Raw genomic sequence first — 26,127 nt, 5'->3', positions numbered from 1 at the left:
TAGCGTTGATGTGGTGATCACAGACACGAGCGAGAGACAGGAGACGCCCCATGCTCGACCCGGTGAGCCTGTTTACGTGGGAGCCCCACGTCGATCAACGTCGGATCCATGCCGACACGTTGGTCGTGACGATCGGGAGCTTCCTCGACGCTGGCCACGCCCAGCGTCTGATGGACGCGCAACTGCTGGACCATCTCCCCAACCACGTCCTGGGCCGCTTTGATGCCGACCAGCTCATCGACTACGCCGGACGCCGACCCGAGATCGTTTTCGATCGCGATCATTTCGTCGACTACGCCAAGCCTGAGCTTGCGCTGCACCTGGTGACCGACAAGGACGGCCGCGACTTTCTCTTGCTCAACGGTCCCGAGCCGTCCTTCCAGTGGGAGCGGGTGGCAGCAAGCGTGACGTACGTCATCGAACAGTTGGGCGTCAAGAACACCATCTTGACCCAGTCGTTCCCCGCCCCGACGCCGCACACCCGGCCCGTGGCGGTGACGCAGTACGCCAGCGACCCCGGTGTGATCGCGGAGCAGGACGCCATGCTCGGCACCTTCACCCTGCGCTCCTCGTTCCCGGCGCTCTTGACGATGCGTCTGGGCGAGTCGGATCACCGGGTCACCGGGCTGCTGGCCCACGTGCCGCATTACATTGCGGACGCCGATTATCCCGAGGCCGCCGGACGCTTGCTGTCCGCTCTGCGCGAGACGGCCCATCTGGCCTTGCCGACGGAGGGCTTTGATGTGGCGGCTGCTGCGGTGCGCGCTCAGATCGACCAGCAGGTGCAGGCGTCTGAGGAACTGACCGAAATGGTGTCCACGCTGGAAGCCAACTACGAGCGCTTCATGGCCGAGCGCAACCTGCGTAGCGCGCAGACGGCGTCCCTTCCCTCCGCTGAAGAGATCGGCGCACAGTTCGAGGACTTCCTCGCCGGGCTCGGTGACGACGGCGAGGCAACAGCCGAACAGCCAGGCGAGGGTCCTGATCCGGTGCCTCACCCTGACGCGACACCGGGGTCTGAGGAGTCCGACGCGGGTCCCGACCAGGCCTGACTTCCCTGGCGCGGCCCGTGTTCCCCTCTCGGTGAGCACGGGCCGCGTTCGCGGGAGAGGGTCTTCCAGCCCTTGCACGTGCCGAGGTCGGCGACGCAGCCCCGACTACCCTGCCTGGTATGAGGCTCGGCATCGACTTCGGAACCACCCGTACGATCGTCGCGGTCGCCGACCGGGGCAACTACCCGGTTGTCGGCTTCGACGATCCCGACGGCGACAGTGTGGACTACTTTCCCTCGGTGGCGGCGCGGGTTGGTGACCACATCGTGTACGGGTTTGCTGCGCTGGAGGCCGCCCGTGACGGGGCGCCGCTGGTGCGTTCGTTCAAGCGAGCCCTCGCCGCAGGCAGCCTCCATCCCGACGCAAGCGTCGATCTTGGTGGGCGCAACGTTCGCCTCTCCGCGCTCGTGGCCGGGTTCCTGACGGCCTTGCGTGATGCCCTCGTCACCTCCTCAACGATGAGCGACGTCCTCAGTGACGAGGAGCCACTGGAAGCCATGGTGGCGGTCCCTGCGCACGCACACACCGCTCAGCGGCTGCTCACCTTGGACGCCTTCGCGGCCGCCGGGTTTTCGGTGGCGGGCTTGGTGAATGAACCGTCGGCGGCAGCGTTCGAGTACACCCATCGCCAGGCTCGCACGCTCAATGCTCGCCGCAGCAGGGTGGTCGTGTATGACCTGGGCGGGGGAACCTTCGACGCGTCCTTGGTACAGGTGACTGACCTCGTGCACGAGGTCGAGGCATCGGTGGGGATCAACCGACTCGGTGGTGACGACTTCGACGCGGCCCTGGCGCGGTGCGCCATGTCCGTTGCTGGGGATCCGGTCCTCACGCCCGACCAGGAGGCGGCCCTCCTCGAGGACGCGCGCGCCGGGAAGGAAACGCTGAGCCCGCAATCGCGCAGGATCCCGCTGCGCGTCGCGGGCAAGGATGTCAGCGTGGGGGTCGACGCCTTCTACGAGGCAGCCGCCCCGCTCGTGCGTGAAACGGTCGACGCGTTGGTGCCCCTGCTGGGGAGCGCCGACGCAACGGGCCTGGAAGCCTCCCAGGTGGCGAGCCTGTATCTGGTGGGCGGGGCCAGCGAACTGCCGCTCGTGGCACGAGAGTTGCGGGAGCGGTTCGGGCGCCGCGTGCGTCGCTCCCCCCACGCTGCCGCATCCACCGCTATCGGGTTGGCCATCGCGGCGGATCCGGATTCTGGGTTCACCTTGACCGATCGTCTCTCGCGCGGCTTCGGCGTCTTCCGGGATCGTGATGGCGGGGCGACGCTCGCCTTCGATCCGTTGATCGGGCGCGACCTGCGCACCAGCGTGGACGTGGACGTCTCGGTCACGCGCCGCTATCGAGCCGCCCACAATGTGGGGGTGTTCCGGTTTGTGGAGCATTCACGGCTGGGTGGAGCGGGTGAGCCCACTGGCGACGTGCTGCCGCTGGCGCCCCTGTATTTCCCCTTCGACGCGAGCCTGCGCGATGGGCGCGATCTGAGCGATGTGTCCGTCGTGAGGACCGGGGACGGCCCGTTGATCAGCGAGGAGTACCGGGTCGACCGTAGTGGTGCGATCGAGGCCCGGATTACCGATCTGGATACGGGCTTCACCGTGGTGCGGCGGCTCGGCGCCGGGGAGTGACGTCGGGAACGGCCGTGCCCCTCAGCGGGCTACTGCGCGGCGGTCTAGCCTTCGAACGGTGCGGGATCCCCCGCGCCGCGACGCACGACGAGGTCCTCCTCGGCGGTGAAGTCGACGACGGTGGTGGGCCCTATTCCCACATCACCGGAATCCAGGACGGCGTCTACCTGGTGTTCGAGTTCCTCCGCGATGCTCCAACCGTCGGTGGGAGCGTCGTCGCGTCCCGGCAGCAGGAGCGTGCTCGACATGAGCGGCTCACCGAGCGTGTCCAACAGGGCCCGTGCGGTCACGTGGTCGGGGATCCGCACACCGACGGTGCGCTTCTTGTCCTGCATCATCACCTTCGGTGTTTCGCGGGTGCCACGCAGGATGAACGTGTACGGCCCTGGCGTGTTGGCCTTGATCGCTCGGAACACATCGTTGCCCATCTCGACGTAGCGCCCCAGTTGGCCGAACTCGGAACAAACGAGGGTGAAGTGGTGGTGCCGGTCGAGGTTGCGGATGGCACGGATCCGGTCCAGGCCGTCCGCGTTGCCCAGCGAACACCCCAGCGCGAAGCCCGAGTCGGTCGGGTAGACCACGAGCCCGCCCTCTCGGATCAGGGCGGCGACTGCGGCCACCGACCGGGGCTGCGGGTTGGCGGGATGCACGTCGTAGTAGCGAGCCATGAGGCCAGCCTAAGCCCGCGCCGACTCCGTGGGATGACCCAAGCGGCTCACCCCTGCGTGGAACAATGCAGCCATGTCGTTGTTGAGCCTGTCTGAGACCGAACTGCGTGCCCGCACGTCCATGAAGTGGCGCACCTATCCCGACGACGTGTTGCCCCTGTTCGTTGCGGAGATGGACGTTCTCACGCCTCAGCGTGTCGTCGACGCGGTCGCGGCTGCCATGGCGATCGGTGACACCGGCTACCCCCACGGTTCGGCGTACGCGGACGCCTACGCGGACATGGCCGAACAACGCTGGGGATGGCGTCCAGCTCCGGGTCAGATGCGCCGCTCCGGCGACGTCATGAATGCGATCTTGGGCCTCCTGCTGGGCAATACCGTCCCCGGTGATCGTGTCGTCATCAACCCTCCCGTCTACCCGCCGTTTTGGCAGGTCATCCAGGGGTATGGACGCAAGATCACCCAGGTGCCGATGACGGAAGCGGGCCGCCTGGATTTGGCGGGTCTCGCAGCAGCGTTCGCTGGCGAGAACAAGCCTGCGGCGTATCTGTTGTGCTCACCGCACAACCCGACGGGCACCGTGCATACTGCCGAGGAACTCAGCGAAGTGGCGGCGTTGTGCACCGCCTACGACGTGCTGCTCATCGTCGACGAAATCCACGCTGTGCTGGTTGATCCGGGGGTTCGGTTCACCCCGATCCTCAGCTTGCCGCGCGCTCAGAACGCGGTCGTCGCCTTCTCTGCGGGCAAGGGCTGGAACTTGCCGGCCTTCAAGGGGGGGCTCTACATCGCGGGGCGGGACGCGGACAGCGTCAACCAGCTGCCCCCGTTGTCGAATCAGTCGACCGGGCACATGGCGACGATCGCGCACACGGCCGCGCTCGTGCACGCCCAGGAGTGGGTCGATCAGGTGATGGTCGAGGTGGCGGCGAACAAGGACCTGCTGGAGCGCTTGTTGGCGGCTCGCCTCCCCGAGGTTCGCTGGCAACGCGAGCCGGGTACCTATCTGGCGTGGCTGGATTGCTCGGCCTTGGGCTTGGAGAACCCGTCGCGCCACTTCCTTGACCACGCCTTGGTGGCGCTCAACGATGGTGCGACGTTCGGTGCGATGTTTGGCCAATATGTGAGGATCAATCTGGCGACGAATCCCGATCTGATCGATCAGGCACTGGCCCGCATGGCCGCTTCCGTGTGATCGGCTAATGGCGCAGGGCGGCAGAGGCTGAGCCGCTCCCCGAGACGTGCGCGATCCCGATCGCGGACAAGAATACCGTGGGCACTCGCCGTGTGGCGCTGACGCGTACGTCGCCGCCGTCGATCTGTACCCTTCCCTGGAGGCCCCGTTCCGACAGCGACTGCTGCCCGGCAGCCTGCACGGCCCCCACGTCGAGGGGACGCCCCGCTGCACGAGCGACGGCCCCGGCGTCGACGGCCGCCCGGGCAGCTTGCGCCGCGCCCGCCTCCGCCTCGCGTGCGCAGGCCACTTGCCTCCCGCCGTCGACCACCAGGCCGGTCATGAGGAAGAAGGCCACCAGGATCACGGCAATGAGGGCCGACAATGACTGGCCGCGTTGGTCACGCTGGTGTGGGGACATGGGAACTCCTTGGGGGTGGATTGCGTGTCTTATCGTGCCAGGAACTCCCCCACCGCTGGACGTTCTCCACACCCCCGTTGTGAGGCGGGCGAGCGCGCAGGCGCCGACGGCAATAGGCTGGGTATCACGGCGCGCTGGGCGCGCTCACGCCTGTTGTCTCACCCGAGAGGTATCCGATGACCCAGAAGGTCGCACTGCTCACTGCCGGTGGCTTCGCACCCTGCCTGTCCACGGCGATTGGCGCGCTGATCAGCCGCTACACCAAACTGACCCCCCACGTCGAGATCATCGCCTACCGCAACGGCTACCAGGGCTTGTTGACCCGTGACGCGCTGACGGTGACCGATGAGGTTCGCGCGAACGCTGATGTCCTGCGTCGCTTCGGCGGTTCCCCCATCGGGAACAGTCGCGTCAAGCTCACCAACACGGCCGATCTGGTCAAGCGTGGCCTGGTTCCCGACGGCGTCGATCCCTTGAAGTTCGCGGCCGACCGCCTCGTCGCGGATGGCGTGACGATCCTGCACACCATCGGTGGTGACGACACCAACACCACGGCCGCTGACCTGGCCCACTACTTGCATGAGCACGACTATGAGCTCACCGTCGTGGGGCTGCCCAAGACGATCGACAACGACATCATCCCGATTCAGCAGAGCTTGGGTGCCGACACTGCCGCCCAGGAGGGCGCCGACTTCGCCCGCAACGTGCTCGCCGAGCACAACGCTAGCGGCCGGATGCTGATCGTCCACGAGATCATGGGCCGCAACTGTGGCTGGCTGACCGCAGCGACGGCCCGCAAGTACCGCGAATGGCTTGAGGCGCAGACCTGGGTTCCGGCTATCGGTTTGGACAAGCGCGCGTGGGACATCCACGGCGTGTACGTCCCCGAAGCGGTCATCGACATCGCCGCCGAGGCAGCACGCCTCAGCAAGGTCATGGACGAGGTGGGTTGTGTCAACCTGTTCATCTCTGAGGGCGCCGGCGTGGAGAGCATCGTCGCCGAACTCGAGGCAGCGGGCGAGGAAGTCGCCCGGGACGCGTTCGGTCACATTCGCTTGGACAAGGTCAACCCGGGGGCTTGGTTCGGTCAGCAGTTCGCTCAGAAGCTGGGTGCCGACAAGACGCTGGTCCAAAAGTCGGGCTACTTCGCTCGCTCGGCGGCCTCGGACGAGTTCGACCTGGACCTGATCGACACTATGGCGGACTTCGCCGTCGATGCGGCGTTGCGGGGCGAACCCGGTCTGATCGGGCAAGACGAGGAGCGGGGCGGCGAACTGCGGTCCATCGAGTTCTCCCGCATCAAGGGCGGTAAGCCTTTCGACATCACCCAGGCCTGGTACGTGGACCTGGTGAAGGCGATCGGTCAGGACGCCCCGGTCGCGGCGGCTCCCGCAGAACACTAGCCACCACCAGTGAGGCCCTAGCGTTCCGGTTGCGGAGCGCTAGGGCCTCACTGCTGCATCAGGCGCAGCCTCATCGGCGGCGCCGGTCCAGCAAACCGGAGATGACGGCGGCGACGGCAGCGACCAGGCCAGCCAGGGCCGCCCCCAGGGCTGCCCCTGCGCCGCCGCTCACTCGGGCGGCCGTGACCGCTGTCGTGCGCGGCACCATTGCGGCGGACTCGCGCTCTTCGCGTGCCCGCATGATGGCCGCCAGCTCTTTGGTCGCGTAGTCGGTCGGGCCCTGCGCAGAACGCTCCGCGATCTCGATCGGCGTCGGTTCGGGCCTCATCGTCGCGTCCGTAGAAATCCATGCCGCCACGATGAGAATCAGGGTCGCAAACAAGTTGAAGTAGAGCATCACGATCAAGGTGCCACCGAAGACGGCTGCGGCCACATTGTTCGCGAACGCACTGGCCAGCAGGCCCGCGGCCCACAGCAAGACGGTGATCCCTAGCGCGCCGATGATGGCCCCGCGTAGCAGCACGCGGCGGGGGACGTGCGCCTCGGGGAACACCCGGAAAATGAACCAGAACAAGACGAAACCGCTGAGCAGCGTCGCGACGACGGGGGCAACGGACAAGGTGACGTCCCACGCGACCCCGTTGAGATGGAGGTACGCGCCCACGAGTCCGCGCAGGGTCGTGGCGACCGTGCTCATCGCCATCGTCAGTCCCACCAGCACGAACAGACCCAGCAGGATCGCCAGATTGCGGGCCGTGGCTACCACAATGTTGGCGGCGGGCTTCGACACGTCGAACTCCGGCCTCATTTGTGCACGCACTGCCTGACGCAGATTGTCCACCCACCCTGCGCCGGTCCAGGCGGCGACCAGCAAACCCAGCACGCCGACTTCACGCCAACTGCCGAACGCTCGCTCGACGATCTCGGTCAACTGTTTGCTGAGGTCGCCCTGTCCACCGACCGCCGACGTGATCGCGTCCTTGATCTGGACCAGTGCGTCGGGGGCGATGACGGTGAGCATGACGCCAGTGGCCGCAAAGGCCACCATCAGGACCGGGACGATGGACAGCACCGAGAAGTAGGTGATGGCCGCAGCGAACTGAGAGCCTAAACGTTGCCCGAAGCGCTGAGCGGTCCGGACGAGGTGAGCGACCCATTCCCTGGCGAGGAGGCGGTCCAGGCGTTCCTTCATGGCCTCACCCTAGAGGATAAGGACCGCTCCTCGGCTGGAGACCCTCAGCGGTAGTCCTCCAAAGGAGGGCAGGAGCACACCAGGTTCCGGTCGCCGAACACCCCATCGATCCGCCCCACGGCCGGCCAGTAGCGGTCACGCGCCCCGGTCGACACGGCTCCCAGCGCAAGCCCCGCCGGGTGCGCAGCGAGGCTGCGCGGGTAGGGGTGATCCCACGCGTCGCCGGTGACTTCGGCGAGCGTGTGGGGTGCGTTGTGCAGCGGGTTGTCGTCGGTGGGCCACTCCCCTGCCGCCACGCGCTCGGCCTCGTCGGCGATGGACAGCATGGCCTCGCAGAACCGGTCCAGTTCCGCCAGTGACTCCGACTCGGTCGGCTCCACCATGAGGGTGCCCGCGACGGGGAAGCTCATGGTTGGTGCGTGGAATCCGTAGTCGATGAGGCGTTTGGCGACATCGTCGACGCTGACGCCCGTGCGCTTGGTGAGCGGACGAAGGTCCACGAGGCACTCGTGCGCCACGAGCCCGTTCTCTCCGGCGTACAGGATCGGGTAGCGCTCGCGCAGCCGCGACGCCACGTAGTTGGCGGCCAACACCGCACCTTGCGAGGCGTGGCGCAGTTCCGGGCCCATCAAGGCGATGAACGCGTAAGAGATGGACAGGATGCCTGCCGACCCGTAGGGAGCCGCGGAAACCGGGCCATAGGAGGTGACCGGACCGGCGTCGGCCACCAGTGGATGGTTGGGCAGGTAGGGAGCCAGGTGCTCGCGCACGGCGACCGGACCGACGCCGGGACCGCCGCCGCCGTGCGGAATGGCGAAGGTCTTGTGCAGATTCAGATGGCTCACGTCGGCGCCGAATCGGCCCGGCTGCGCCAAGCCCATCAACGCGTTGAGGTTCGCTCCGTCCACGTAAACCTGACCGCCCGCATCATGGACGAGCGCGCACAACTCCCGCACGCGTGATTCGTACACGCCGTGGGTGGAGGGGTACGTGATCATGATGACGGCGAGCCGATCGGCGTATCTGCTGACCTGGGCGCTCAAGTCGTCGAAGTCGATGGCACCGTCGTCGGCGGTCTTGACCACGGCGACCTCCATGCCTGCCATGGCTGCCGAGGCCGCATTTGTGCCATGCGCGGATGCGGGAATGAGGCAGACCACACGTTCGGGGTGCCCCTGGGCGTGGTGGTAGGACCGTACGGCCATCAGGCCCGCAAACTCGCCTTGGCTCCCCGCGTTGGGTTGCAGGCTCACGGCGTCGTATCCGGTGATGGCCGCGAGTTGCGCCTCCAGGCCGGTGATCAGGGCGGCGTACCCCTGCGCGTCGTGGATGGGAACGAACGGATGCAGGTTCGCGAAGCCCGGGTAGCTGATCGTCTCCAGGGCGGCCGCCGGGTTGAGCTTCATCGTGCATGATCCCAACGGGATCATGCCCTGGTCCAGCGCGAAGTCCCGTGCGGCGAGTGCGCGGAGGTAGCGCATCATCTCGGTCTCGGAGTGGTACCGGTGGAACACCGGGTGGCTCAAGTAATCCTGTGGCCGTTCCGGCTGGCCCCAGGCGCCGTACTCGTCGTGGGTGAGGGTGGCGCCGAACGCGGTGGCGACCGTGGCGAGGTCGGTTTCGGAGGTGTCCTCCCCCACACTGATGCCGACGTGGTCGGGGTCCACGAACCGCAGGTGGACGCCGTTCTCACGAGCACGTTCGACGATCTGGGCGGCGCCATCGGGCGTCGAGACAGTCACGGTGTCGAAGAAGGTCTCCGAGGCGAGGGTGTAGCCAGCAGCGTGCAGGGCTGCCGCCAGGCGTCGCGTCGCCGTGGCGATGTCGTGGGCGATGCCGCGCAGGCCACCCGGCCCGTGGTAAATCGCATACGCGGCGGCGACGATGGCCAGGAGAACCTGCGCCGTGCAGATGTTGGAGGTCGCCTTCTCACGGCGGATGTGCTGCTCCCGGGTTTGGAGGGCAAGGCGGAGCGCGGGCGTCCCATGACGGTCCTGAGACAGACCGACGAGACGGCCGGGCAGTTGGCGTTCCATCCCTGGCCCGACGGCGATGTAGGCCGCGTGCGGCCCCCCGTAGAACAGGGGGACGCCGAAGCGTTGCGTCGAGCCGACGACGATGTCAGCACCCCAGGTGGCGGGCGCGGGCATGACGGTGAGCGCGAGGAGATCGGCTGCGGCGATCACCAGCGCCCCCTGATCGTGTGCACGGGTCGCCAGGGCAGAGAGTTCCTCAACGGAACGGATGGTCCCATCCGTGGCGGGTGTCTGCACGACGACGGCAAACGCATCGTGCTCGGTCACTGCTTGCACGGGATCGGCGCTGGCAACGATCTCGACGCCCAAAGCCAGGGCTCGCGTCCGCAGGACCGCCAGCGATTGCGGAAGGATCCCCGCATCGACGACGACCACCGAGCCGGAACGCTGGCGGCGGCGGGCAACACCGACGGCCTCTGCGACGGCAGTCCCCTCGTCCAACAGCGAGGCTCCCGCGGCGGGCAGCCCGGTCAGGTCAGCGATCATCGTTTGGAAGGTGAGCAGCATCTCCAGCCGCCCCTGGCTGATCTCTGGCTGGTAAGGGGTGTAAGCGGTGTACCAGGCCGGATTCTCCAGAATGTTGCGGCGGATCACTGCGGGCGTGAGGGTTCCGTAATACCCCAAACCGATCATGGCGCGCCCCGGCTGATTGGTTTGGGCCATCCGCATCAGGTCGGCTTGGACCTCGGCTTCTGAGCGTGCCGCGGGGAGGTCCAGGGGGCCTTCCATCGCGATCTCGGCGGGGAGGGCCGCAGCGGTCAGGGCATCAAGATCGGAGAAACCGAGCCGTTGCAGCATCGTCGAGCGGGCAGCGGCATCGGGACCAACGTGACGAGTCTCGAACGGTTCCATGGCTCCATCCCTCACCTCGCCGAGGCCGGGCGCCTGTCACCCGGGCGGAGAGGTCTGTGAGCCCTAACCTATCGCGCCCAACGGCGCGGCAAAGAGGGTCAGCCGACGTTGCGAGCGGCGCGCCGCGCGGCGAGTTCATCGAGGCCCGAGGGTGCGGCAGGCTCCTCGGCCTGGGCGGCGCGTTCGGTAGGCAGCGTTGCCAGGTTGCCCTCCAGGTCGTGCCACACGCGGCCCAACGCGATCGCGAACACTCCTTGGCCACCGTGAACCAGATCGATGATCTCCTCGTCGGAGACGGCCTCATAGACCGAAACCCCGTCGCTCATCAGCGTCACCGCCGTCAGATCACGGACGCCACGCTCGCGCAGGTGGAGAATCGCCGCGCGGATCTGCTGCAAGGAGATGCCAACATCCAACAGGCGCTTGACGACCTTCAGCAGGAGCATGTCGCGGAAGCCGTACAGGCGGTGCGAACCCGACCCGTCGGCGCCCTTGATGCTGGGCACGACCAGGCCGGTGCGTGCCCAATAGTCGAGTTGGCGGTAGGTGATTCCTGCCGCGTTGCAGGCGATCGGGCCTCGAAAACCGATGTCCTCAGGAAGCGGTGCGAAGTCGCCTTCGAACAAGACGTCCTGCAGCCCAGCCGTGCTGGGCACCTCGACCTTCGATGCTTCCACCATGCCTCCTGCAGGTTCGCGTCCAACAACCAGTATGACGGTAGCGGTCGGCACGGCACCAGCCTTCTCCCGACACGCCGCGGGCCCCCGTGGGGGTGCGGAACTCTGAAGGGTCGCCTCAGGGTTCCTCCGGTTCGCCGCCGTCTGGATCGAAGTCTTCGGGTCGCAGCGTGTCGAGGAAGGCGCGGAACTGCTCCATCTGATCATCCGACTCCGAGGCAGGTTCACCGGGACACAGGAATGCCCCGACCCGATCCAGGACCGATTCAGCGACGAGGATGGTCGCCGCGCAACGCAAGGCCACGGCGATGCCATCGGACACACGGCACGGCACCGTGGTCTGCCCCACGCGCATGTGGGCGGTAAAGATGCCCTCACACACATCGGTGATGGACACCTCTTCCACCACGCCATCCAAGGCGGCGACGAGGTGCACGATGAGATCGTGGCTGCTGGGATGCTCGTCGGGCGGGTCTTCCAACGCCGACAAGATGGCATTGGCGCCGGCGGCGCTGATCCAGATCGGCACGTAGCGTTCGCCCTGAGCTTCACGCAGGAGAAGCACAGGAGTGTCGGCCACGCTGGTGACGCGGACCTCACTGAAGATCATCGGAATCATCGAACACCCCTAGGACGTGATGGTGGAGCGGAGCAGTGCCGCATGGGCGTACAGGACCAACTGCATCACGTCGGCGATCGCTTGACGAGAGCCGGATCGATGGCGCACGTGCGGGGTGAGTGACTGTTCGATCAACGACGCCTCTCGTTCCGCGGCCTGCTTGATAGCGCGAAGGTGGCGGGCGTCCATGCCGTAGGCGGCGAGTTTGCGGGCTGCGACCGCGATCGTGAGGGCATCGCGGCCATACTGAACCGTGCCCCGCCGCGGCACCACCAGGGCGTGACGCTCCAGTTCGCTGAGTTGGTTCTCGCTCAGCCCTGACAGGCGCAGGAGTTCGCGCCGGGGAATGTTGATCGGGCGCTTGGCCTGAGGTTGGCGCTCGGGCGGCGTAGGGGTGACCACAGGCTCCAGAGGCGGCGGCTCCGACGCGCCACTGGCGACGGGCTGTTCGCCCGCGTCCAGCTTCTCCAGATGCTCCCGGATGACCTTCAACGGAAGGTAGTGCTTTTGTTGCACTTCCAGGATGTAACGCAAGCGTGCGATGTCTTGATCGGAATAGCGGCGGTACCCCGAGGGCGCGCGCTCAGGCGAGACGAGTCCTTCGCCCTCCAAGAAGCGAATCTTGGAGATGCTGATGTCCTCGAAGTCCTCTTTGAGTACCTTGAGGACTTGCCCGATGCTCCGCGAGCTCGGGGCCGGCATTAGCTACGCCCGGACGGCGCCACCAGGTATGCGAGGCGGAACTTACCGATCTGCACCTCATCGCCGGACCTCAGCGCCACTTCCCCATCGATCAGGGTGCGGTTGACGTAGGTTCCGTTCAGGCTGTTGAGATCGCCCACCCAGTGGTGACCGCCGCGTTCGGTGAACTTGGCGTGATGCCGCGAGACGGTGACGTCGTCGAGGAAAATGTCGGATTGCGGATGCCGCCCCGCAGTGATGGTCTCTTGGTCGAGCAGAACGGTCGAACCGGCGTTGGGCCCGCGTACCACGACCAAGACGGCCCCGCCCGGGGGAACGTCCGCTAGCGCTCGAAGTGCCGGGTCGGTGAGTTCCCCGGTGTCATCGCGCAGTTGCGGCGGGAGAGGAATGACACGCGTGGTGTCACCCGTACTCGTCTTCAAGGCCGCGCCGCAGTTGGGGCAGAAGTTGACGGCTTCCGCAGTCTCGTGGCCGCACTCTGGGCACCTGAACATGGGCGCATTCCTCCTTAACGACAGCGTGTCAAAGCCCGGCACGCCGGGACAGGGTTTCTTAGACTACTCCCCCGCGATGGCCGCGTAGGCGTCCGCGTCGAGCAGATCATCGAGTTCGCCGGAGTCCTGCAGTTCGACCTCGAACAGCCATCCGTCGCCATAGGGATCCTTGTTGACCGTCTCGGGTGCGTCCACCAGTTGCTCGTTGACGGCGGTGACGACGCCCGACAAGGGGGCGTACACCTCAGAGACACTCTTGGTGGACTCCACCTCGGCCACAGAGTCGTCGGTCGCGACCTCCTCACCGACCTGCGGGAGCGTGACATACACGATGTCGCCCAGCGCCTCGGCGGCGAAGTCGGTGATCCCAATACGCACCGTCTCGCCGTTGCCGGCCCGGACCCACTCGTGCTTGTCGGTGTAGCGAAGATCCTCGGGGAACACGTTCTCCTCCTCATCGTGGGCCTGGATGGCCGCCTGTACGTCAGCCTAATCGGTTTGGCCGTGCTCGCGCGCGGCAGCAAGCCGCTCGTCGGCTAGACGGGGCGGCCAAAGCGCATCGGTTTGGGGATCACCGTCGCGTTGATGTCCATCGTGTCCAGCTTGGTCACGACCACGCTCCCGCCAACCCGATCACCTTCGATCGTGCTCACGAGTCCCCCACGAAAACGGGTGGCTTCGGCGAGCGTGTCACGGTCACCCATCGCCCAGATCACCAGGGGGCGCGCCACGGCGTGACCGTCGACCTGCAGCACCCCCGTGGTTGACACGGTGAACGCGCTGCTGGCCACCAAGCGGACATCCCCGACTGCCAAGACCTCGGCACCGGCGTCCCGCAACTCCTCCACCGCATTGAGCAAAATCTCGGGGGTCAGCTTTCCCTGCGGATCAGAAATGGTGATCCGGATCCCTGGGCCGCGTGCAGGAACGGTGCCACCCAGCAACTCCAGGGCGTCCAAACGCCGATGGGCCTCCGCTCGAGCGACCGCGTCGGCGTCGGCTCCGGTCGCCAACTGGTCTCGGGTGCGCTCGAGCGTCGCGATGTCGGATTCCAGTCGTCTCGTCTCGCCGGTGACGTCATCCAGCATGGCGACCAATTCGTCCTGCCGCAGCGTCGAGTACCGCTGATCCCGTTGCGCGGTGATCTGCATCGTCACGCCCAAACCACACAGCAGCAAGATGACCGCCAAGACTACTTGTGATCGCCCGGGGCGCAGCAGGTCGGCTCCGATCTCGCGCCAGGTGCGGGGCTCGAGAGGCGACGGCTCGGGATTCGCGACGGGCGCATCGTCCTCGGCTCCCGGCGCGGGGGCGGAGACGGCCTCCTCGGCGTCAGGTTCGCGCTCAGGCATGGAACAGCTTTCGGCGAATCGCGGCCACGTTGGTGAAGATCCGGATTCCCAAGACGACAACGACGGCGGTGGAGAGTTGCGTGCCGACCCCGATGAGGTCGCCCACCCACACGATCAAGGCGGCGATGAGGACGTTGGAGATGAACGAGACCACGAAGACCTTGTCGTCGAAAATGCGGTCGAGGTAGGCCCGAAACCCCCCAAAGATGGCATCCATGGCCGCCACGATGGCGATCGGCAGGTATGGCTGCACCTGAGGCGGCAGGCTCGGCTGCAGGACGATGCCCACCACGATGCCCACCACGAGTCCGATGATGGCTAGCATGCTTGTTCTCCCTCCTACCGAACCGCGCGCGCGTGCGTGATATCGAGGCCGGGATCGGCCCCCAGCGTGAGCGATCGGACACGTTCCATGGTTGACTGCATGCCGTAGTGCTCCTTCAGCCCTTCAAGCCAACGACCTCCCTCGGTGGTCGGGAACGCGGTCCCGAGTGTATCGAGGTCGCCGATCGCCTCGAGAACGTAGGGCCGCGATAGTGAGCGATAGTCCACCGTGATCGCCCCGCCAGCGTTGCGGATCGCTGTCCTGGCGGACAGGCGGTAGCCGTTGATGGACACGGCCTCGGCTCCGGCCGCCCACAGGCCGTTGGTGGCCATGCGCAGGTCGGTGTCCACGACACGTGAGCCCGACACCGTCTCGGGGCCGTCATCCACGGTGAGGCGGATCCCCGGGCCCGTCACCGGGTCAGCACCCGTCAGGGGGCCCAGTTGGTCCACGCGTGCCTGCTGGGCGGCGGTGAGCGTCCCCGCTGAGCGTCGACGTTCACGAACTTCTTGGTCCAGCGTGGCCGCCTGGGCGCTGAGTTCATCGATGCGATGCTCGGTGGCGGTGATGCGTTCGATGATGGCGGCCCGCTCGTGGGCAGCATCGGGCGCGCTGCGCCAGGTGGTCGCGATGGCGACCCCGAACAGCGAGCCGACGACAACTAAAGCTGGTGCCACCACCCAGCCTCGACGCCGCAGGCCGTGTTCCCGTGCAGCGGCGAGATAGCTCGGATCCAACGCGTCTCGGCGCAGATGGTTCAACAGATCCATCGAGGCGTCGGGGCGGGAGGGGGTCCGAGGCGGTGCGCTCATCCGGCATCCCAGGCGGACGCCAAGAGATCCCGGGTGTCCCCCAGCAGTTGCGGGACAGCCTTGGTCCGCGCCACCACGGGTAAGAAGTTGGCGTCGCCTTGCCAGCGAGGCACCACGTGTTGATGGAGGTGTGCCGCGATACCTGCCCCCGCGATGTCGCCTTGATTCATCCCCAGATTGAAGCCCTGAGGATGGGAGACCGACGCCAACACGCGCATGGCATGCTGAGTCATGGCGGCCAACTCGTGGGTCTCCGCCACGGACAGATCGACGTAGCCAGAGACGTGCCGGTAGGGGCACACCAGCACGTGGCCGGGGTTATAGGGGTACAGGTTCAACACGACGAAGCAGGTCTCGCCGCGCGCGACGACGAGCCCTTGCTCATCGGGAAGACCCGGGGCCCGGCAGAAGGGGCAGGCATGCTCCCCCGCATCGGCGGGCTTGTTCTCCCCATCGATGTACACCATGCGATGAGGAGTCCACAGCCGCTGGAAAGCGTCAAGGACGCCCGCGAAGTCCAGCGGGCTTTCGGGCGTCCCCGCGCTCACGCGTGGTCCTCGGCAGCAGTGGGGTTGTCGTTGCGTCGCGTGGAAATCCAGCCGGTGATCTGGTCGATGGCTTCCGGGATCGGCACCTGGTTGCGCTGGCTGCCATCGCGGAAGCGGAACGAGACAGCGCCAGCCTCGACATCTTCCCCGCCAGCGATGAGCACGAACGGGACCTTCTCCTTGGCCGCATTGCGGATCTTCTTGCCGAAGCGGTCGTCGGAGTCGTCCACCTCAACACGCACACCCGCTGCGCGCAGTTGGGCGGCCACATCGCCGAGGTACGCATCGAAGGCGTCAGCAACCGGAATGGCGATGACCTGCACCGGGCTCAGCCAGGCCGGGAAGGCCCCTGCGTAGTGCTCGATCAAGACGCCCATGAACCTTTCCAGGGAACCAAACTTGGCGGAATGGATCATGACCGGCTGCTGATGGGTGCCGTCGGCCGCCGTGTACTGGAGCCCGAACCGCTCAGGCTGGTTGAAGTCGTACTGGATCGTCGACATCTGCCAGACGCGCCCGATGGCGTCGCGGGCCTGAATCGAGATCTTCGGGCCGTAATAGGCGGCGCCACCCGGGTCAGCGACCACGCGCAGACCCGACTCGTCAGCGATCTGGGCCAGTACCTGCGTCGCTTCGGCCCACTGCTCGTCCGAACCGATGAACTTGTCCTTCTTCTTGCCGTCCTCGTCTCGGGTCGACAACTCCAAGGCGACATCGTCCAGGCCGAAATCGCGCAACAGGCCGAGGATGAAGCGCAGCAGATGACGGACCTCGTCGGGCGCCTGCTCCTTGGTGACGTAGCTGTGAGAATCGTCTTGGGTAATGGAGCGCACCCGCGTGAGCCCCTGCACCACACCCGACTTCTCGTCCCGGTAGACCGTCCCGAACTCGAAGAAGCGCAGGGGGAGGTCACGGTAGGACCGCCCACGGGAGGAGAAGATCAGGTTGTGCATCGGGCAGTTCATCGCCTTGAGGCGGTAGGCCTGCCCACCCTTGATCACGTTGCCCTGCTCGTCGCGCTCGGCGTCCTCCAGCAGAGGCGGGAACATGCCGTCGGCGTAGTAGGGCAAGTGACCGGAGGTGTAGAACAACTCCTCCTTGGCCAGGTGCGGGGTGCCCACGTAGTCGAACCCCTCAGCGATGTGACGAGCCCGAACGTAGTCCTCCATCTCACGCTTGAGGACGCCGCCCTTGGGATGGATCAGCGGCAGCCCTGACCCGACGAGTTCGTGGAAGCTGAACAGATCCAGTTCGGCCCCCAGCTTGCGGTGGTCGCGCTTGGCCGCTTCTTCCAGCCGGGTCTTGTAGGCCTGCAGGTCGTCCTTCGACGCCCATGCGGTGCCGTAGAGACGCTGCAACTGAGCGTTGGCTTGGTCACCGCGCCAGTACGCGGCCGAGGTGCGGGTCAGCGCCCAACCATTGCCCAGATATCCCGTGTGGGGAAGGTGGGGGCCGCGGCACAGATCCTTCCACGCGACGCTTCCGTCACGGCGGGCGTTGTCGTAGATCGTCAGATCTCCGGCCCCGACCTCGACGCTGGCCCCTTCGGCGTCACCGTGATTGCCCTTCAGGCCGATGAGTTCGAGCTTGAACGGTTCATCGGCGAGTTCGACGCGGGCTTCGGCGTCGCTGACCACGCGACGGACGAAACGCTGACGCTCCTTGACGATGCGCCCCATGTCCTTCTCCAGCACCTTGAGATCCTCTGGTGTGAGGGGCTCGGTGGCGAAGTCGTAGTAGAAGCCGTCGGTGATCGGAGGGCCGATGCCCAGCTTGGCGTCAGCGCGCAGATTCTGCAGTGCCTGCGCGGCCACGTGGGCGGCGGAGTGGCGCAGGATGTACAGCCCGTCCTCAGAGGAGAGGAGGACCGGTTCCACTTCATCGCCTTCGGACAGTTCGCGCGCTAGGTCGCGCATCTCGCCGTTGACCCGCATTGCGACCACGGCGCGATCGTTGCCGAACAGATCCAGCCCGGTCGTCGTCTCCTCTACCGTGCGCTGCTCGGAAGCCTCAGGACGCAGGATGGTGACAGAGAAGGACACGGGGTTCCTTTCGTTCGGCCAGTCGCACGGCTGGCGGTGTTGGTGAGCCCATTGTGCCGCATCGTTGCCGCTAGCCCGTGTGGGCGCGCGGCGAGCAAGAGTCACGGGAGGCAGCCGCGGACGCCGATCGCTCGGGTTGAGCCGCCGGAAAAGGGAAGATCCGCTCGCCCTGGCGGACGAACGGATCTTTGATGGTGGGCGGTACCAGACTTGAACTGATGACCTCTTCCGTGTCAGGGAAGCGCGCTACCAACTGCGCCAACCGCCCGAGGTGGAGACGGGATTTGAACCCGTGTACACGGATTTGCAGTCCGTTGCCTCGCCTCTCGGCCACTCCACCGGTGAAGAACCGGCCTCGACAGAGGTACGAGACCCTCTCCGAGCGGACGACGGGATTCGAACCCGCGACCCTCACCTTGGCAAGGTGATGCTCTACCAGCTGAGCCACGTCCGCATGCTTACCGATCGGGCCTTGCGGCTCGCTCGGGGCGTGGAACACCATATACGGCTTCAAGGGGCGATTGCAAAACGGCGCAGAGACGGTGCCAGGGCCCCGACCCGATTTGCATCTGGGGGCCTGGGTTGGGATAGAGTCCTGATCCGCGGGCGATTGGCGCAGTGGTAGCGCGCTTCGTTCACACCGAAGAGGTCACTGGTTCGAACCCAGTATCGCCCACCGCATCGTGACAGCAGGCATGCCTGCTTCTCCCCTTCCTTCAAGACCCTGCTCATCTCTTCCGATGGCTTGAGGCCTCGACGTTGCCCCTCTAGGCTCAGCCGCGTTGAAGGGACAACCATGACCAGCGATTTCCCGCTTCTTGGTGGCGCGCCTGAACCCGGCCAGCCGCCGCTACCGCCCCCCGCGGGCCGCCCGCAGCCCTCCTTGCCTCGACGCGGATGGGCTGTGCGTTCGGCGGGCTGGATCATCGTGCCGATCGGGGTGGTGGCCTATCTCGGCGTCCTCAATGCGATGCTCGCCACACAGAACCCCAATCTCTTCCCCACGCTGATCTTGATCGGCGCCTTGACCGTCCCGCTCGCGGTACTCCTCCTCGCCTACGGCGGCGGGGCTCGACCTGAAGGGCACGCAGGGCTCGTGGCGATGACTGCCGTGGCGGGCGGCATCATCGGGACGACCTCGGCCGCGGTCCTGGAGTACTCGGCTATGCGGAGCCTGCCAGCGGCAGGCCTGCTCGCGGTGGGCCTGATCGAGGAGGCGGTCAAGGTGATCGTCCCCCTCGCGATCTTCTTGGTTGCCCGCCGCCACACCCCCGGGATGGGAGTGGTCCTGGGAATCGCCTCCGGGACAGGGTTTGCCGTCTTGGAAACCATGGGTTACGGCTTCACCACGCTTCTTGGCAGCGGCGGAAACGTTGCGGCCGTGGATGCCACGTTGCTGCTGCGCGGCTTGTTATCGCCTGCCGGGCATGTTGCCTGGACGGGGCTGATCGTGTGGGCCCTTTGGCGCACGCGCGACATTCCCCGCCCGCGTGCACCCTGGCTCACCGTGACAGCCAGTTATGCGGTCGCCGTGATCCTCCACACAGCGTGGGATGCGTCCACCGCGCTGTGGCTCCATGTCGTGATCGCCGCGGCGAGCGTGGCGATTCTCGCGGTGCTGATCGGTGCTAGCCACCGTCGGGCGCGTGTGAGTGCAGGCAATCCAACGCGCGGGTTGCCATCACACTGAGCCGTCACTGCGGGGAGGATCCCGCATCGTGGACGCAGATCTTGGCACTTGGGACAATCCGATTGGCAGGGCATCAACTTTTCAGTAAGGATGGCCCTGTTGAAACGGCAAGGGCGCCGGCCATCCAGCAAGACCGGGAGGTATCGGCCATGACCGCACCAACCCTCGTCATGGTTGCCCCAGGCAGCCGCGACCAGCGCGTTGTGCGTATCGCGCACGCCCTACAGGCGGAGTTGACCGCCCTGCGACCCGAAGTCAAGCCCGAGATCGCGTTCCTCGACTCGTGCCTGCCCTCGCTGATTCCCACGCTGGCCGGCCTGCAGGCTGGCGGCGTGCGGGAAGCGGTCATCGTGCCGCTCGACCTGGTTCACGCCGTCGAAGTCGATCCGCGTTACGGCGGCGTCGTGGCGCACGCGGCCCGGGAGTTCCCCGGTCTTCGTCTGCAGGTGTCTCGACCCATTGGCCCCGAGGCGACCTTGCTCTCCTTGCTGGATTCCCGCCTCCGCAGTGCCCTAGCCCAAGCGCGGGTCCTGGAGTTGGATGGTTTGATCCTGAGTTCCCCCACCACCGGCGATGTTCGCGGGACCGCGCTGCTGGCCCGCCGGGCACGACAGTGGTCCACGCATCATCGCCTGCCGTGCCTGACCGCCGTCGCGGACGGCTCGGGCCCGTCGGTCCCCCAGGCCATTCAGGGGTTGCGGGCCCAGGGGCGTCGGCACATTGCCGTCGGATCCTTCTTCCTGGCGGGCGATGAGCGCTACGCGGTGCAGGCCGATCAGGCCCGTCGAGGCGGGGCGATCGCGGTGTCCGACCCCCTCGGTTCGGCCGTCGAGGTCGCCGAGTTGGTGCTGGCCCGCTACGCGTTCGCCGCAATGGAACTGCTGTCGTTCGATGAACAAGGCAACTTCACCACCGATCTCATGTCTGACGAAGACGCCGAGGGCTACGCGGTCAGCGCCTGAGCCATCGGCGAGTTGTGCGGGGTCAGTAGCGTGGTGGCGCTATCGAAAGGAGCGCCATGACCGATCAGGAACCCACGGTCGTCCGGACGCCGCAGCAATGGCGTGAGGTGTTGACCCCCTTCGAGTTCTCCGTCCTTCGCGAGGGCGCAACAGAGCGCCCCGGCGTGGGCGAATACGAACATTTCAGCGAACCTGGCACCTACGCCTGCAAGGCATGCGGAGCCGAGTTGTTCACGAGTGAGGAGAAGTTTGCCTCGCACTGCGGCTGGCCAAGTTTCTTTGCGCCCGCCGACGAAGGCCGCGTCCGCTACCTGCGTGACGATTCCCTCCCCGGACGCCCCCGCATCGAAGTGCGTTGCGCCCGCTGCGACAGCCACCTTGGGCACGTTTTCGAGGGTGAGGGGTACGACACCCCCACGGATCGGCGGTATTGCATCAACTCCATCTGCCTGGTGCATCACGCCCCCGGTGAGGATTCCCGTTCTTCGAGCTAGGGGGTTTCGCGCCATCGGCGCGTCCGGGTGCCGTTGGACCACGCGCACGTCTAGCCTTCTCGATGTGCGGTTAGGGGCTCACGACACGGAGATGTTTGACGACGCTGCGGCGACGTTGCTGGCGATGGTGTGGCGCCCCGAACTGACCATGGAAGAGATTCCCGCCCCGCAACGCATCGCCCCCCAGGCGATTGCGGTCGCTGCCGATGTCGATGAGGCGGGCGAGGAGGTCGGGAATGGCCGGCTCGTCCTCTTGCACGACGGTGACGGCAATCCTGCCTGGGAGGGAACCTTCCGGTGCGTCACGTTTGCTCGCGCCTCCGTCGATCCTGAAATGGTCGCCGACCCCTTGCTGGCTGAGGTGGGCTGGTCGTGGCTCGTCGACGCCTTGTCCCGGCATGACGCCGAGTACGTTGCTCCTTCGGGCACTGTGACCGCAGTCAGCTCGCAGTCCTTCGGCTCCATGGAAGACGTTCCTGGCCGCGCGGAGATTGAGATCCGCGCATCCTGGACCCCCGTCCTCGCCGAGGGCCGCGGCTTCCTGGCCCATATTGAGGCCTGGCAGGATCTGCTTTGCACGATTGCCGGTTTGCCCCTGCTCCCCGAGGGGGTCGTCCCGATCCCCCTGCATCGAACTGGAAGGCGGCGATGAACACGCCGGACTCCCCCGCCTCCCCTCCCGAGGCCCCCGAATACACCTTGGTCGCTGCCCCCGCCGAAGGCATCCCTGATGTGGTGCGTACCCCTGAGGCCCTCACCGCGATCACGGCGGCGTTGGCTGCCGGTCACGGCCCGGTCGCTCTGGATACGGAGCGGGCCCACGGATTCCGTTATTCCGGACGCGCCTACTTGATTCAACTACGGCGCGAAGGCGCGGGCACAGTCCTGCTGGATCCCATCGCCTTCTCAGGAGCCGATGGGCGCGCCCACTTGGGCTCTTTGGCCGAGGCGCTCAGCGATGCCGAGTGGATCCTTCACGCCGCGACGCAGGATCTTCCCTGCCTTGCGGAGGTGGAGTTGTTGCCCCACACCCTGTTCGACACGGAACTGGGTGGGCGGCTGCTCGGTCTGCCCCGCGTTTCGTTGGGGTCGCTGACCGAACGGGCTTTGGGGAAGTCGCTCGCCAAGGAGCACTCAGCATCGGACTGGTCGCGCAGGCCGTTGCCCGAGAGTTGGCTCAACTACGCAGCCTTGGATGTGGAACTGTTGGTTCCGCTGCGCGACTGGGTCGCACAGGAACTCCAGGCTGCGGGTAAACGGGACTGGGCCGAGGAGGAGTTCGCTTATCTGGTGGATCACGCCGCCGACCCGCCCCATCGCCGCAAGGATCCCTGGCGGCGCACCGCGGGAACCCATGAGGTGCGCACCCCGCGCGGGCTAGCTGTGGTGCGCGAACTGTGGCAAGAGCGAGATCAGATCGCGGCAAGGCTCGACAAGGCGCCGGGCCGCATCCTGGCCGACCGGGCCATCACCGCGTTGGCGGCGCAGGCGGAATCTCGCGGTTTCGCGTTGTCGCGCGACGCCGTGCGGTCTGTCAACGGATTCACATGGCGCCAGGCGTCCCGCTTCGAAAACAACTGGATTGCGGCAACAGAGCGTGCCCTCGGCCTGCCCACAGCTGACCTGCCTCCCAAGCGCGCCGCAGCGGAAGGGCCCCCACATCCCAAGAACTGGGAGCATCGGTTCCCTGAGGCCGCTCAGCGATGGGCGGCGATGCGCCCCGCGACGGTGGAGTTGGCTGAAACGTGGTCGTTGCCCGTGGAGAACCTCATCTCCCCGGACGCCTTGCGCCGGTTGGCCTTCGAGCCGCCGACCCCGGCGAGCACGGCCTCAGTGGACGCCTTCTTGGCGGACCTGGGCGTTCGACAGTGGCAACGCGATCTGGTCGTCCCGGTCGTCGCTCCCCTGGTGTGACCTGAGGGCTCAGCGGCCCTCCGTGTCAGCCTTCGTTACGTGGCTGGGACGCGGTTCTTGCGGTGCCGGAGCCGACAGTCGCACGACCGCCCGGTCGAGGGCGATCTCGACGACGGACCGGGCGACCCCCGCGGGCGTCAAGCCCAGATCCTCCAGGATCTCCGCGCGCGTCCCGGCGGGGATGAACTGCTGAGGCACTCCCAGGTTCCGCACGGGCGTCCACACGCCAGCCTGCCCACAGGCCAGGCTCAGTGCCGCACCCAGGCCACCCGCGACTCCGCCGTCCTCCAAGGTGACCACAAGATCGACGTCACGGCACAACTCCACCAACGCCTCGGAGACGGGCAGCGCCCACACTGGGTCCACGACGGTCACCGGGACGCCTTGCTCTCCGGCCAGATGGGCGGCCGCCACCGCGGTGTGGGCCAAAGTGCCATAGCCAACGAGGAGGACTCGAGCCTCGGGATGAGACACCAAAACATCAACGGTGCCCACCTGCGAGACGGCCGGTAAGGGATCAGGCAGTGGATCCTTGGAGTAGCGGATCGCCGACGGTGCATCGTTGATGCCGACGGAGGTCTCCAATGCCGAGGCCAGGCGTGCTTCATCCCGGGGGGCCGCCAAGTGCAGCCCGGGCACCAAAGGCATCAAGGAGGTGTCCCACATGCCGTGGTGACTGGGGCCGTCAGGACCGGTGATCCCGGCACGATCGAGGACGAACGTCACACCTTGACGGTGGAGCGCCACGTCCATGAGGACTTGGTCAAAGGCGCGATTGAGGAAGCTGGCATACAGCGCAACGATGGGGTGGAGCCCGGTGCTGGCCAGGCCTGCGGCTGAGGTTGCAGCGTGTTGTTCGGCGATGCCCACGTCGAAGACCCGCTCGGGGAAGGCGTCGGCGAACGTGTCGAGGCCGGTGGGATGCAGCATGGCCGCGGTGAGGCCGACCACCTCGGGGTGGGCGGCCGCCACCTCGGCCACATGCTGACGGAAGGCGTCGGTCCAGGTGCGGCGCGAGGAGGACGTCAGGGGCTCGCCCGTGTGCGAGTCAATCAAGCCGACGGCATGAAAGCGATCCGCCTCGTCCTCCTCCGCAGCGCGGAACCCCTTGCCCTTCACCGTGATGCAGTGAACCAGGACGGGGCCGCCGAAGTTCTTCGCGGATTCCAGGGCGCGTTCCACCATGGCCTCGTCGTGGCCGTCAATGGGGCCGATGTACTTCAACCCAAGATCGTTGAACATGCCCTGGGGAGCGAGGACATCCTTCACCCCCGTCTTGAATCCGTGCAGGATGTCGTAGAGGGGCCCCCCGATGAGCGGAGCCGAACGGACGCGTTGCTTGATCTGCTTGAGGGTTGGCTCGTAGCGGCGATCGGTGCGTAGCGTCGCCAGATGCGTCGCCAACCCTCCGACGGTCGGGGTGTAGGAGCGGCCGTTGTCGTTGACGACGACTACCAGCTTCAAGTCGTCCCCGACCGCGATGTTGTTCAGGGCCTCCCAGGCCATGCCACCGGTGAGTGCACCATCACCGATCACGGCGATGACCGTGCGGTCCTCTCCCGTCAGACGAAAACCCTTGGCCATGCCCTCCGCCCAGCTCAAGGACGCCGTGGCATGCGAGTTCTGCACCCAGTCGTGGGGGCTCTCGGCCCGTTCGGGGTAGCCCGACAGGCCGCCCTTCTGGCGCAGCGTGGGGAACCCGGCCTGACGGCCCGTGATGATCTTGTGAACGTAGCTTTGGTGGCCCGTATCGAAGATGATCGGGTCATGGGGGGAATCGAAGACGCGGTGCAGCGCTAGCGTCAGCTCCACCACACCCAGGTTGGGGCCCAGGTGACCACCGGTACGGCTCACGTTCCTGATGAGGAAGGCGCGAATCTCGTCGGCCAGCTGCGTCAACTGCTGCGCGCTCAGGGCCCGCAGGTCACGCGGCCCATGCACCGCATCGAGGAGAGACATAAGAACGATTCTAGGCTGCCAGCAGGGCTTCGCCATCCGCCGTAGCTCCGCGCGTCCTGCGACCTGGGTCGCGCCTAGAGCTTCTGGACGAAAACTCCGCCGCGCAACGCTTCCTCCACCAAACTGACCTCCCGTCGGCGGCGACGCAACAACGCACCCTGCTCATGCCAGGCGGCTAAGGCCGCTTCGAGCACCGGAGGCTCCACCAAGGGCCCCAGGCTGGCGCGCACGGCACCTAGGCCGTCTTGACAGACGCTGACTTGGGAGTCCACATAGGCGGCGGCGAAATGCGCCAGGATCACGGGGTGGCGGCGCAGAACGGGGTAGCCGCGATACTCCGCCGGACAGCAATCCAGAAGGAACGCCGCAGCGCTGACCTCCCACTCGGGGGTTCCCGGTCGCTGCACCTCCTGGGGCCACCCTGGAGGGATGTACGGCAGCGCCTGGACCGGAAAACGAACCCGACCCGTGTGGCGCTGCCCCTCTGTGTGGCGCGCGAACCCGTGCGCGCCCTGCGATGTCCATGCCATCGACCATCACACACCCTCACTCGAACGTGTGTGCGATTATAGGGTTTGAGTTCTCGCCGGGCAACGCCGGCGCGTCAGGCTGGGGGCCGCGTCACAGAACCATCACGACGAACGAGCCGAGGACGGCGAGCACCAACCCCGCCGACACGAGCCACGCCACCCACCGGGGCTGCTCTGGGCCCCGCCACGTGCCTGCCGCCGCGCAGAGCGGTGTCAGGGCCACCACGACCACGATCACCCATGTGGGGAGATCGTCGGCCCAAAGAGGCGCCGCAAGCAACACGATCGCCCACATGCCCCACCAAGCGAAACCCAGGCGAAGGCAGAACGCGGGCACAGCCAAGGCGACGATCATCCCGAGAGCCCAGCCGACGATGTTCCAGCCCAACTGGCATGACGTGTCCTCGGTTCCGCACACGCTGGCCCCGAAGGGGCTCCACCCTGCCCAGATCAGTGTGGCCACGAGCGCAGCGAGGAGGGTGCCCAGGTACGACCACGCGATACGTGCTGCACCCAGGGGTGCCTCCGACACCCGGAAACGGATTTGCTCGTTCATGTCTGCTCTCCTGCTCTCCTGCCCG

At 66.5% G+C, this 26,127-nt stretch carries 26 protein-coding genes and 4 tRNA genes; 10 read left to right on the top strand and 20 right to left on the bottom strand.

Features of this window, described 5'->3' with window-relative positions; translation table 11 throughout:
* Positions 1–62 precede the first annotated feature (62 nt).
* Positions 63–1,052 carry a PAC2 family protein gene (locus tag C1706_RS01355; RefSeq protein WP_164987376.1) on the top strand — a complete coding sequence of 330 codons (990 nt, stop codon included), beginning with the start codon at positions 63–65 and terminating at the stop codon, positions 1,050–1,052.
* Positions 1,053–1,171: 119 nt separating this feature from the next.
* Positions 1,172–2,680 (top strand): Hsp70 family protein, encoded by a 1,509-nt coding sequence (locus C1706_RS01350; RefSeq protein ID WP_129457404.1) that lies wholly within the window; start codon positions 1,172–1,174, stop codon positions 2,678–2,680.
* Positions 2,681–2,724: 44 nt separating this feature from the next.
* On the opposite strand, the gene C1706_RS01345 is transcribed toward C1706_RS01350, so the two are convergent.
* Positions 2,725–3,348: an L-threonylcarbamoyladenylate synthase gene (locus C1706_RS01345; RefSeq protein ID WP_129457403.1), complete on the bottom strand. Its 624-nt coding sequence runs from the start codon at positions 3,346–3,348 to the stop codon at positions 2,725–2,727.
* A 73-nt stretch (positions 3,349–3,421) separates the two neighbouring features.
* Here C1706_RS01345 and C1706_RS01340 point away from each other — a divergent pair, with 73 nt between their 5' ends.
* Entirely contained in the window at positions 3,422–4,543 is a 1,122-nt protein-coding gene (locus tag C1706_RS01340; protein ID WP_129457402.1) for a MalY/PatB family protein, read from the top strand.
* Positions 4,544–4,547: 4 nt separating this feature from the next.
* Here C1706_RS01340 and C1706_RS01335 read toward each other — a convergent pair whose 3' ends face one another.
* The gene (locus C1706_RS01335) at positions 4,548–4,943 is read right to left on the bottom strand and encodes a pilus assembly protein TadE (protein ID WP_129457401.1); all 396 of its coding nucleotides are present in this window, start codon (positions 4,941–4,943) and stop codon (positions 4,548–4,550) included.
* A 176-nt stretch (positions 4,944–5,119) separates the two neighbouring features.
* Here C1706_RS01335 and C1706_RS01330 point away from each other — a divergent pair, with 176 nt between their 5' ends.
* Positions 5,120–6,346, top strand: coding sequence for a pyrophosphate--fructose-6-phosphate 1-phosphotransferase (locus C1706_RS01330; RefSeq protein WP_129457400.1), 1,227 nt, complete (start codon positions 5,120–5,122; stop codon positions 6,344–6,346).
* A gap of 70 nt (positions 6,347–6,416) precedes the next feature.
* On the opposite strand, the gene C1706_RS01325 is transcribed toward C1706_RS01330, so the two are convergent.
* From C1706_RS01325 to C1706_RS01255, 15 genes are all read right to left on the bottom strand, one after another.
* Positions 6,417–7,538, bottom strand: coding sequence for a YhjD/YihY/BrkB family envelope integrity protein (locus tag C1706_RS01325; protein WP_129457399.1), 1,122 nt, complete (start codon positions 7,536–7,538; stop codon positions 6,417–6,419).
* A gap of 44 nt (positions 7,539–7,582) precedes the next feature.
* Positions 7,583–10,426 (bottom strand): aminomethyl-transferring glycine dehydrogenase, encoded by a 2,844-nt coding sequence (gcvP, locus tag C1706_RS01320; protein WP_129457398.1) that lies wholly within the window; start codon positions 10,424–10,426, stop codon positions 7,583–7,585.
* A gap of 98 nt (positions 10,427–10,524) precedes the next feature.
* Positions 10,525–11,106 carry a MerR family transcriptional regulator gene (locus C1706_RS01315; RefSeq protein WP_129457397.1) on the bottom strand — a complete coding sequence of 194 codons (582 nt, stop codon included), beginning with the start codon at positions 11,104–11,106 and terminating at the stop codon, positions 10,525–10,527.
* Between the two features lie 115 nt (positions 11,107–11,221).
* Complete coding sequence (locus C1706_RS01310; RefSeq protein WP_164987375.1) at positions 11,222–11,713, bottom strand: bifunctional nuclease family protein; 492 nt, start codon at positions 11,711–11,713, stop codon at positions 11,222–11,224.
* An 18-nt stretch (positions 11,714–11,731) separates the two neighbouring features.
* Positions 11,732–12,424: a transcriptional regulator FtsR gene (ftsR, locus tag C1706_RS01305; protein ID WP_129457395.1), complete on the bottom strand. Its 693-nt coding sequence runs from the start codon at positions 12,422–12,424 to the stop codon at positions 11,732–11,734.
* Positions 12,424–12,918 (bottom strand): FHA domain-containing protein, encoded by a 495-nt coding sequence (locus C1706_RS01300; protein WP_129457394.1) that lies wholly within the window; start codon positions 12,916–12,918, stop codon positions 12,424–12,426. The genes ftsR and C1706_RS01300 overlap by 1 nt, the downstream gene beginning before the upstream one ends.
* Positions 12,919–12,981: 63 nt before the next feature.
* Positions 12,982–13,362 carry a glycine cleavage system protein GcvH gene (gene gcvH / locus C1706_RS01295; RefSeq protein WP_129457393.1) on the bottom strand — a complete coding sequence of 127 codons (381 nt, stop codon included), beginning with the start codon at positions 13,360–13,362 and terminating at the stop codon, positions 12,982–12,984.
* Between the two features lie 92 nt (positions 13,363–13,454).
* Positions 13,455–14,270, bottom strand: a complete 816-nt coding sequence (locus C1706_RS01290) for a DUF881 domain-containing protein (protein ID WP_129457392.1) — start codon at positions 14,268–14,270, stop codon at positions 13,455–13,457.
* A complete protein-coding gene (locus C1706_RS01285; protein WP_129457391.1) occupies positions 14,263–14,595 on the bottom strand; it encodes a small basic family protein in 333 nt (110 codons plus the stop codon). Before C1706_RS01285 ends, C1706_RS01290 begins: the two co-directional genes overlap by 8 nt.
* A 14-nt stretch (positions 14,596–14,609) precedes the next feature.
* A complete protein-coding gene (locus tag C1706_RS01280; protein WP_129457390.1) occupies positions 14,610–15,407 on the bottom strand; it encodes a DUF881 domain-containing protein in 798 nt (265 codons plus the stop codon).
* Entirely contained in the window at positions 15,404–15,955 is a 552-nt protein-coding gene (locus C1706_RS01275) for an HIT family protein (protein ID WP_241653360.1), read from the bottom strand. Before C1706_RS01275 ends, C1706_RS01280 begins: the two co-directional genes overlap by 4 nt.
* Positions 15,952–17,997: a threonine--tRNA ligase gene (gene thrS, locus C1706_RS01270; protein WP_129457389.1), complete on the bottom strand. Its 2,046-nt coding sequence runs from the start codon at positions 17,995–17,997 to the stop codon at positions 15,952–15,954. Before thrS ends, C1706_RS01275 begins: the two co-directional genes overlap by 4 nt.
* Positions 17,998–18,189: 192 nt before the next feature.
* Positions 18,190–18,265: transfer RNA gene (locus C1706_RS01265), tRNA-Val, on the bottom strand.
* Between the two features lies 1 nt (position 18,266).
* Positions 18,267–18,337 (bottom strand) — tRNA-Cys (locus tag C1706_RS01260).
* 41 nt (positions 18,338–18,378) lie between these two features.
* Positions 18,379–18,451: transfer RNA gene (locus tag C1706_RS01255), tRNA-Gly, on the bottom strand.
* Between the two features lie 150 nt (positions 18,452–18,601).
* Between C1706_RS01255 and C1706_RS01250 the strand changes: the two genes are divergently transcribed.
* From C1706_RS01250 to C1706_RS01225, 6 genes are all read left to right on the top strand, one after another.
* Positions 18,602–18,673: transfer RNA gene (locus C1706_RS01250), tRNA-Val, on the top strand.
* A gap of 120 nt (positions 18,674–18,793) precedes the next feature.
* A complete protein-coding gene (locus C1706_RS01245; RefSeq protein ID WP_129457388.1) occupies positions 18,794–19,687 on the top strand; it encodes a PrsW family intramembrane metalloprotease in 894 nt (297 codons plus the stop codon).
* 149 nt (positions 19,688–19,836) lie between these two features.
* Positions 19,837–20,649: a sirohydrochlorin chelatase gene (locus C1706_RS01240; protein WP_129457387.1), complete on the top strand. Its 813-nt coding sequence runs from the start codon at positions 19,837–19,839 to the stop codon at positions 20,647–20,649.
* Positions 20,650–20,705: 56 nt separating this feature from the next.
* A complete protein-coding gene (gene msrB, locus C1706_RS01235; RefSeq protein ID WP_129457386.1) occupies positions 20,706–21,143 on the top strand; it encodes a peptide-methionine (R)-S-oxide reductase MsrB in 438 nt (145 codons plus the stop codon).
* A gap of 91 nt (positions 21,144–21,234) precedes the next feature.
* Positions 21,235–21,795, top strand: a complete 561-nt coding sequence (locus C1706_RS01230) for a DUF3000 domain-containing protein (protein WP_129457385.1) — start codon at positions 21,235–21,237, stop codon at positions 21,793–21,795.
* Entirely contained in the window at positions 21,792–23,057 is a 1,266-nt protein-coding gene (locus C1706_RS01225; protein WP_129457384.1) for an HRDC domain-containing protein, read from the top strand. Before C1706_RS01230 ends, C1706_RS01225 begins: the two co-directional genes overlap by 4 nt.
* 9 nt (positions 23,058–23,066) lie before the next feature.
* Here the strand turns inward: C1706_RS01225 and dxs are convergent, their stop codons facing one another.
* The 3 genes from dxs to C1706_RS01210 all read right to left on the bottom strand — a co-directional run bounded on the left by dxs (position 23,067) and on the right by C1706_RS01210 (position 26,102).
* A complete protein-coding gene (gene dxs, locus C1706_RS01220; RefSeq protein WP_129457383.1) occupies positions 23,067–25,016 on the bottom strand; it encodes a 1-deoxy-D-xylulose-5-phosphate synthase in 1,950 nt (649 codons plus the stop codon).
* A gap of 74 nt (positions 25,017–25,090) precedes the next feature.
* Positions 25,091–25,423: a hypothetical protein gene (locus C1706_RS01215; protein ID WP_129457382.1), complete on the bottom strand. Its 333-nt coding sequence runs from the start codon at positions 25,421–25,423 to the stop codon at positions 25,091–25,093.
* Between the two features lie 214 nt (positions 25,424–25,637).
* Entirely contained in the window at positions 25,638–26,102 is a 465-nt protein-coding gene (locus C1706_RS01210; protein ID WP_129457381.1) for a hypothetical protein, read from the bottom strand.
* Positions 26,103–26,127: the final 25 nt, after the last annotated feature.

Source organism: Propioniciclava flava (assembly GCF_004126535.1).
Taxonomy (GTDB): Bacteria; Actinomycetota; Actinomycetes; order Propionibacteriales; family Propionibacteriaceae; genus Propioniciclava; species Propioniciclava flava.
The sequence above is the reverse complement of the archived record's forward strand: the minus strand, read 5'-3'. Positions and strand labels throughout refer to the sequence as shown.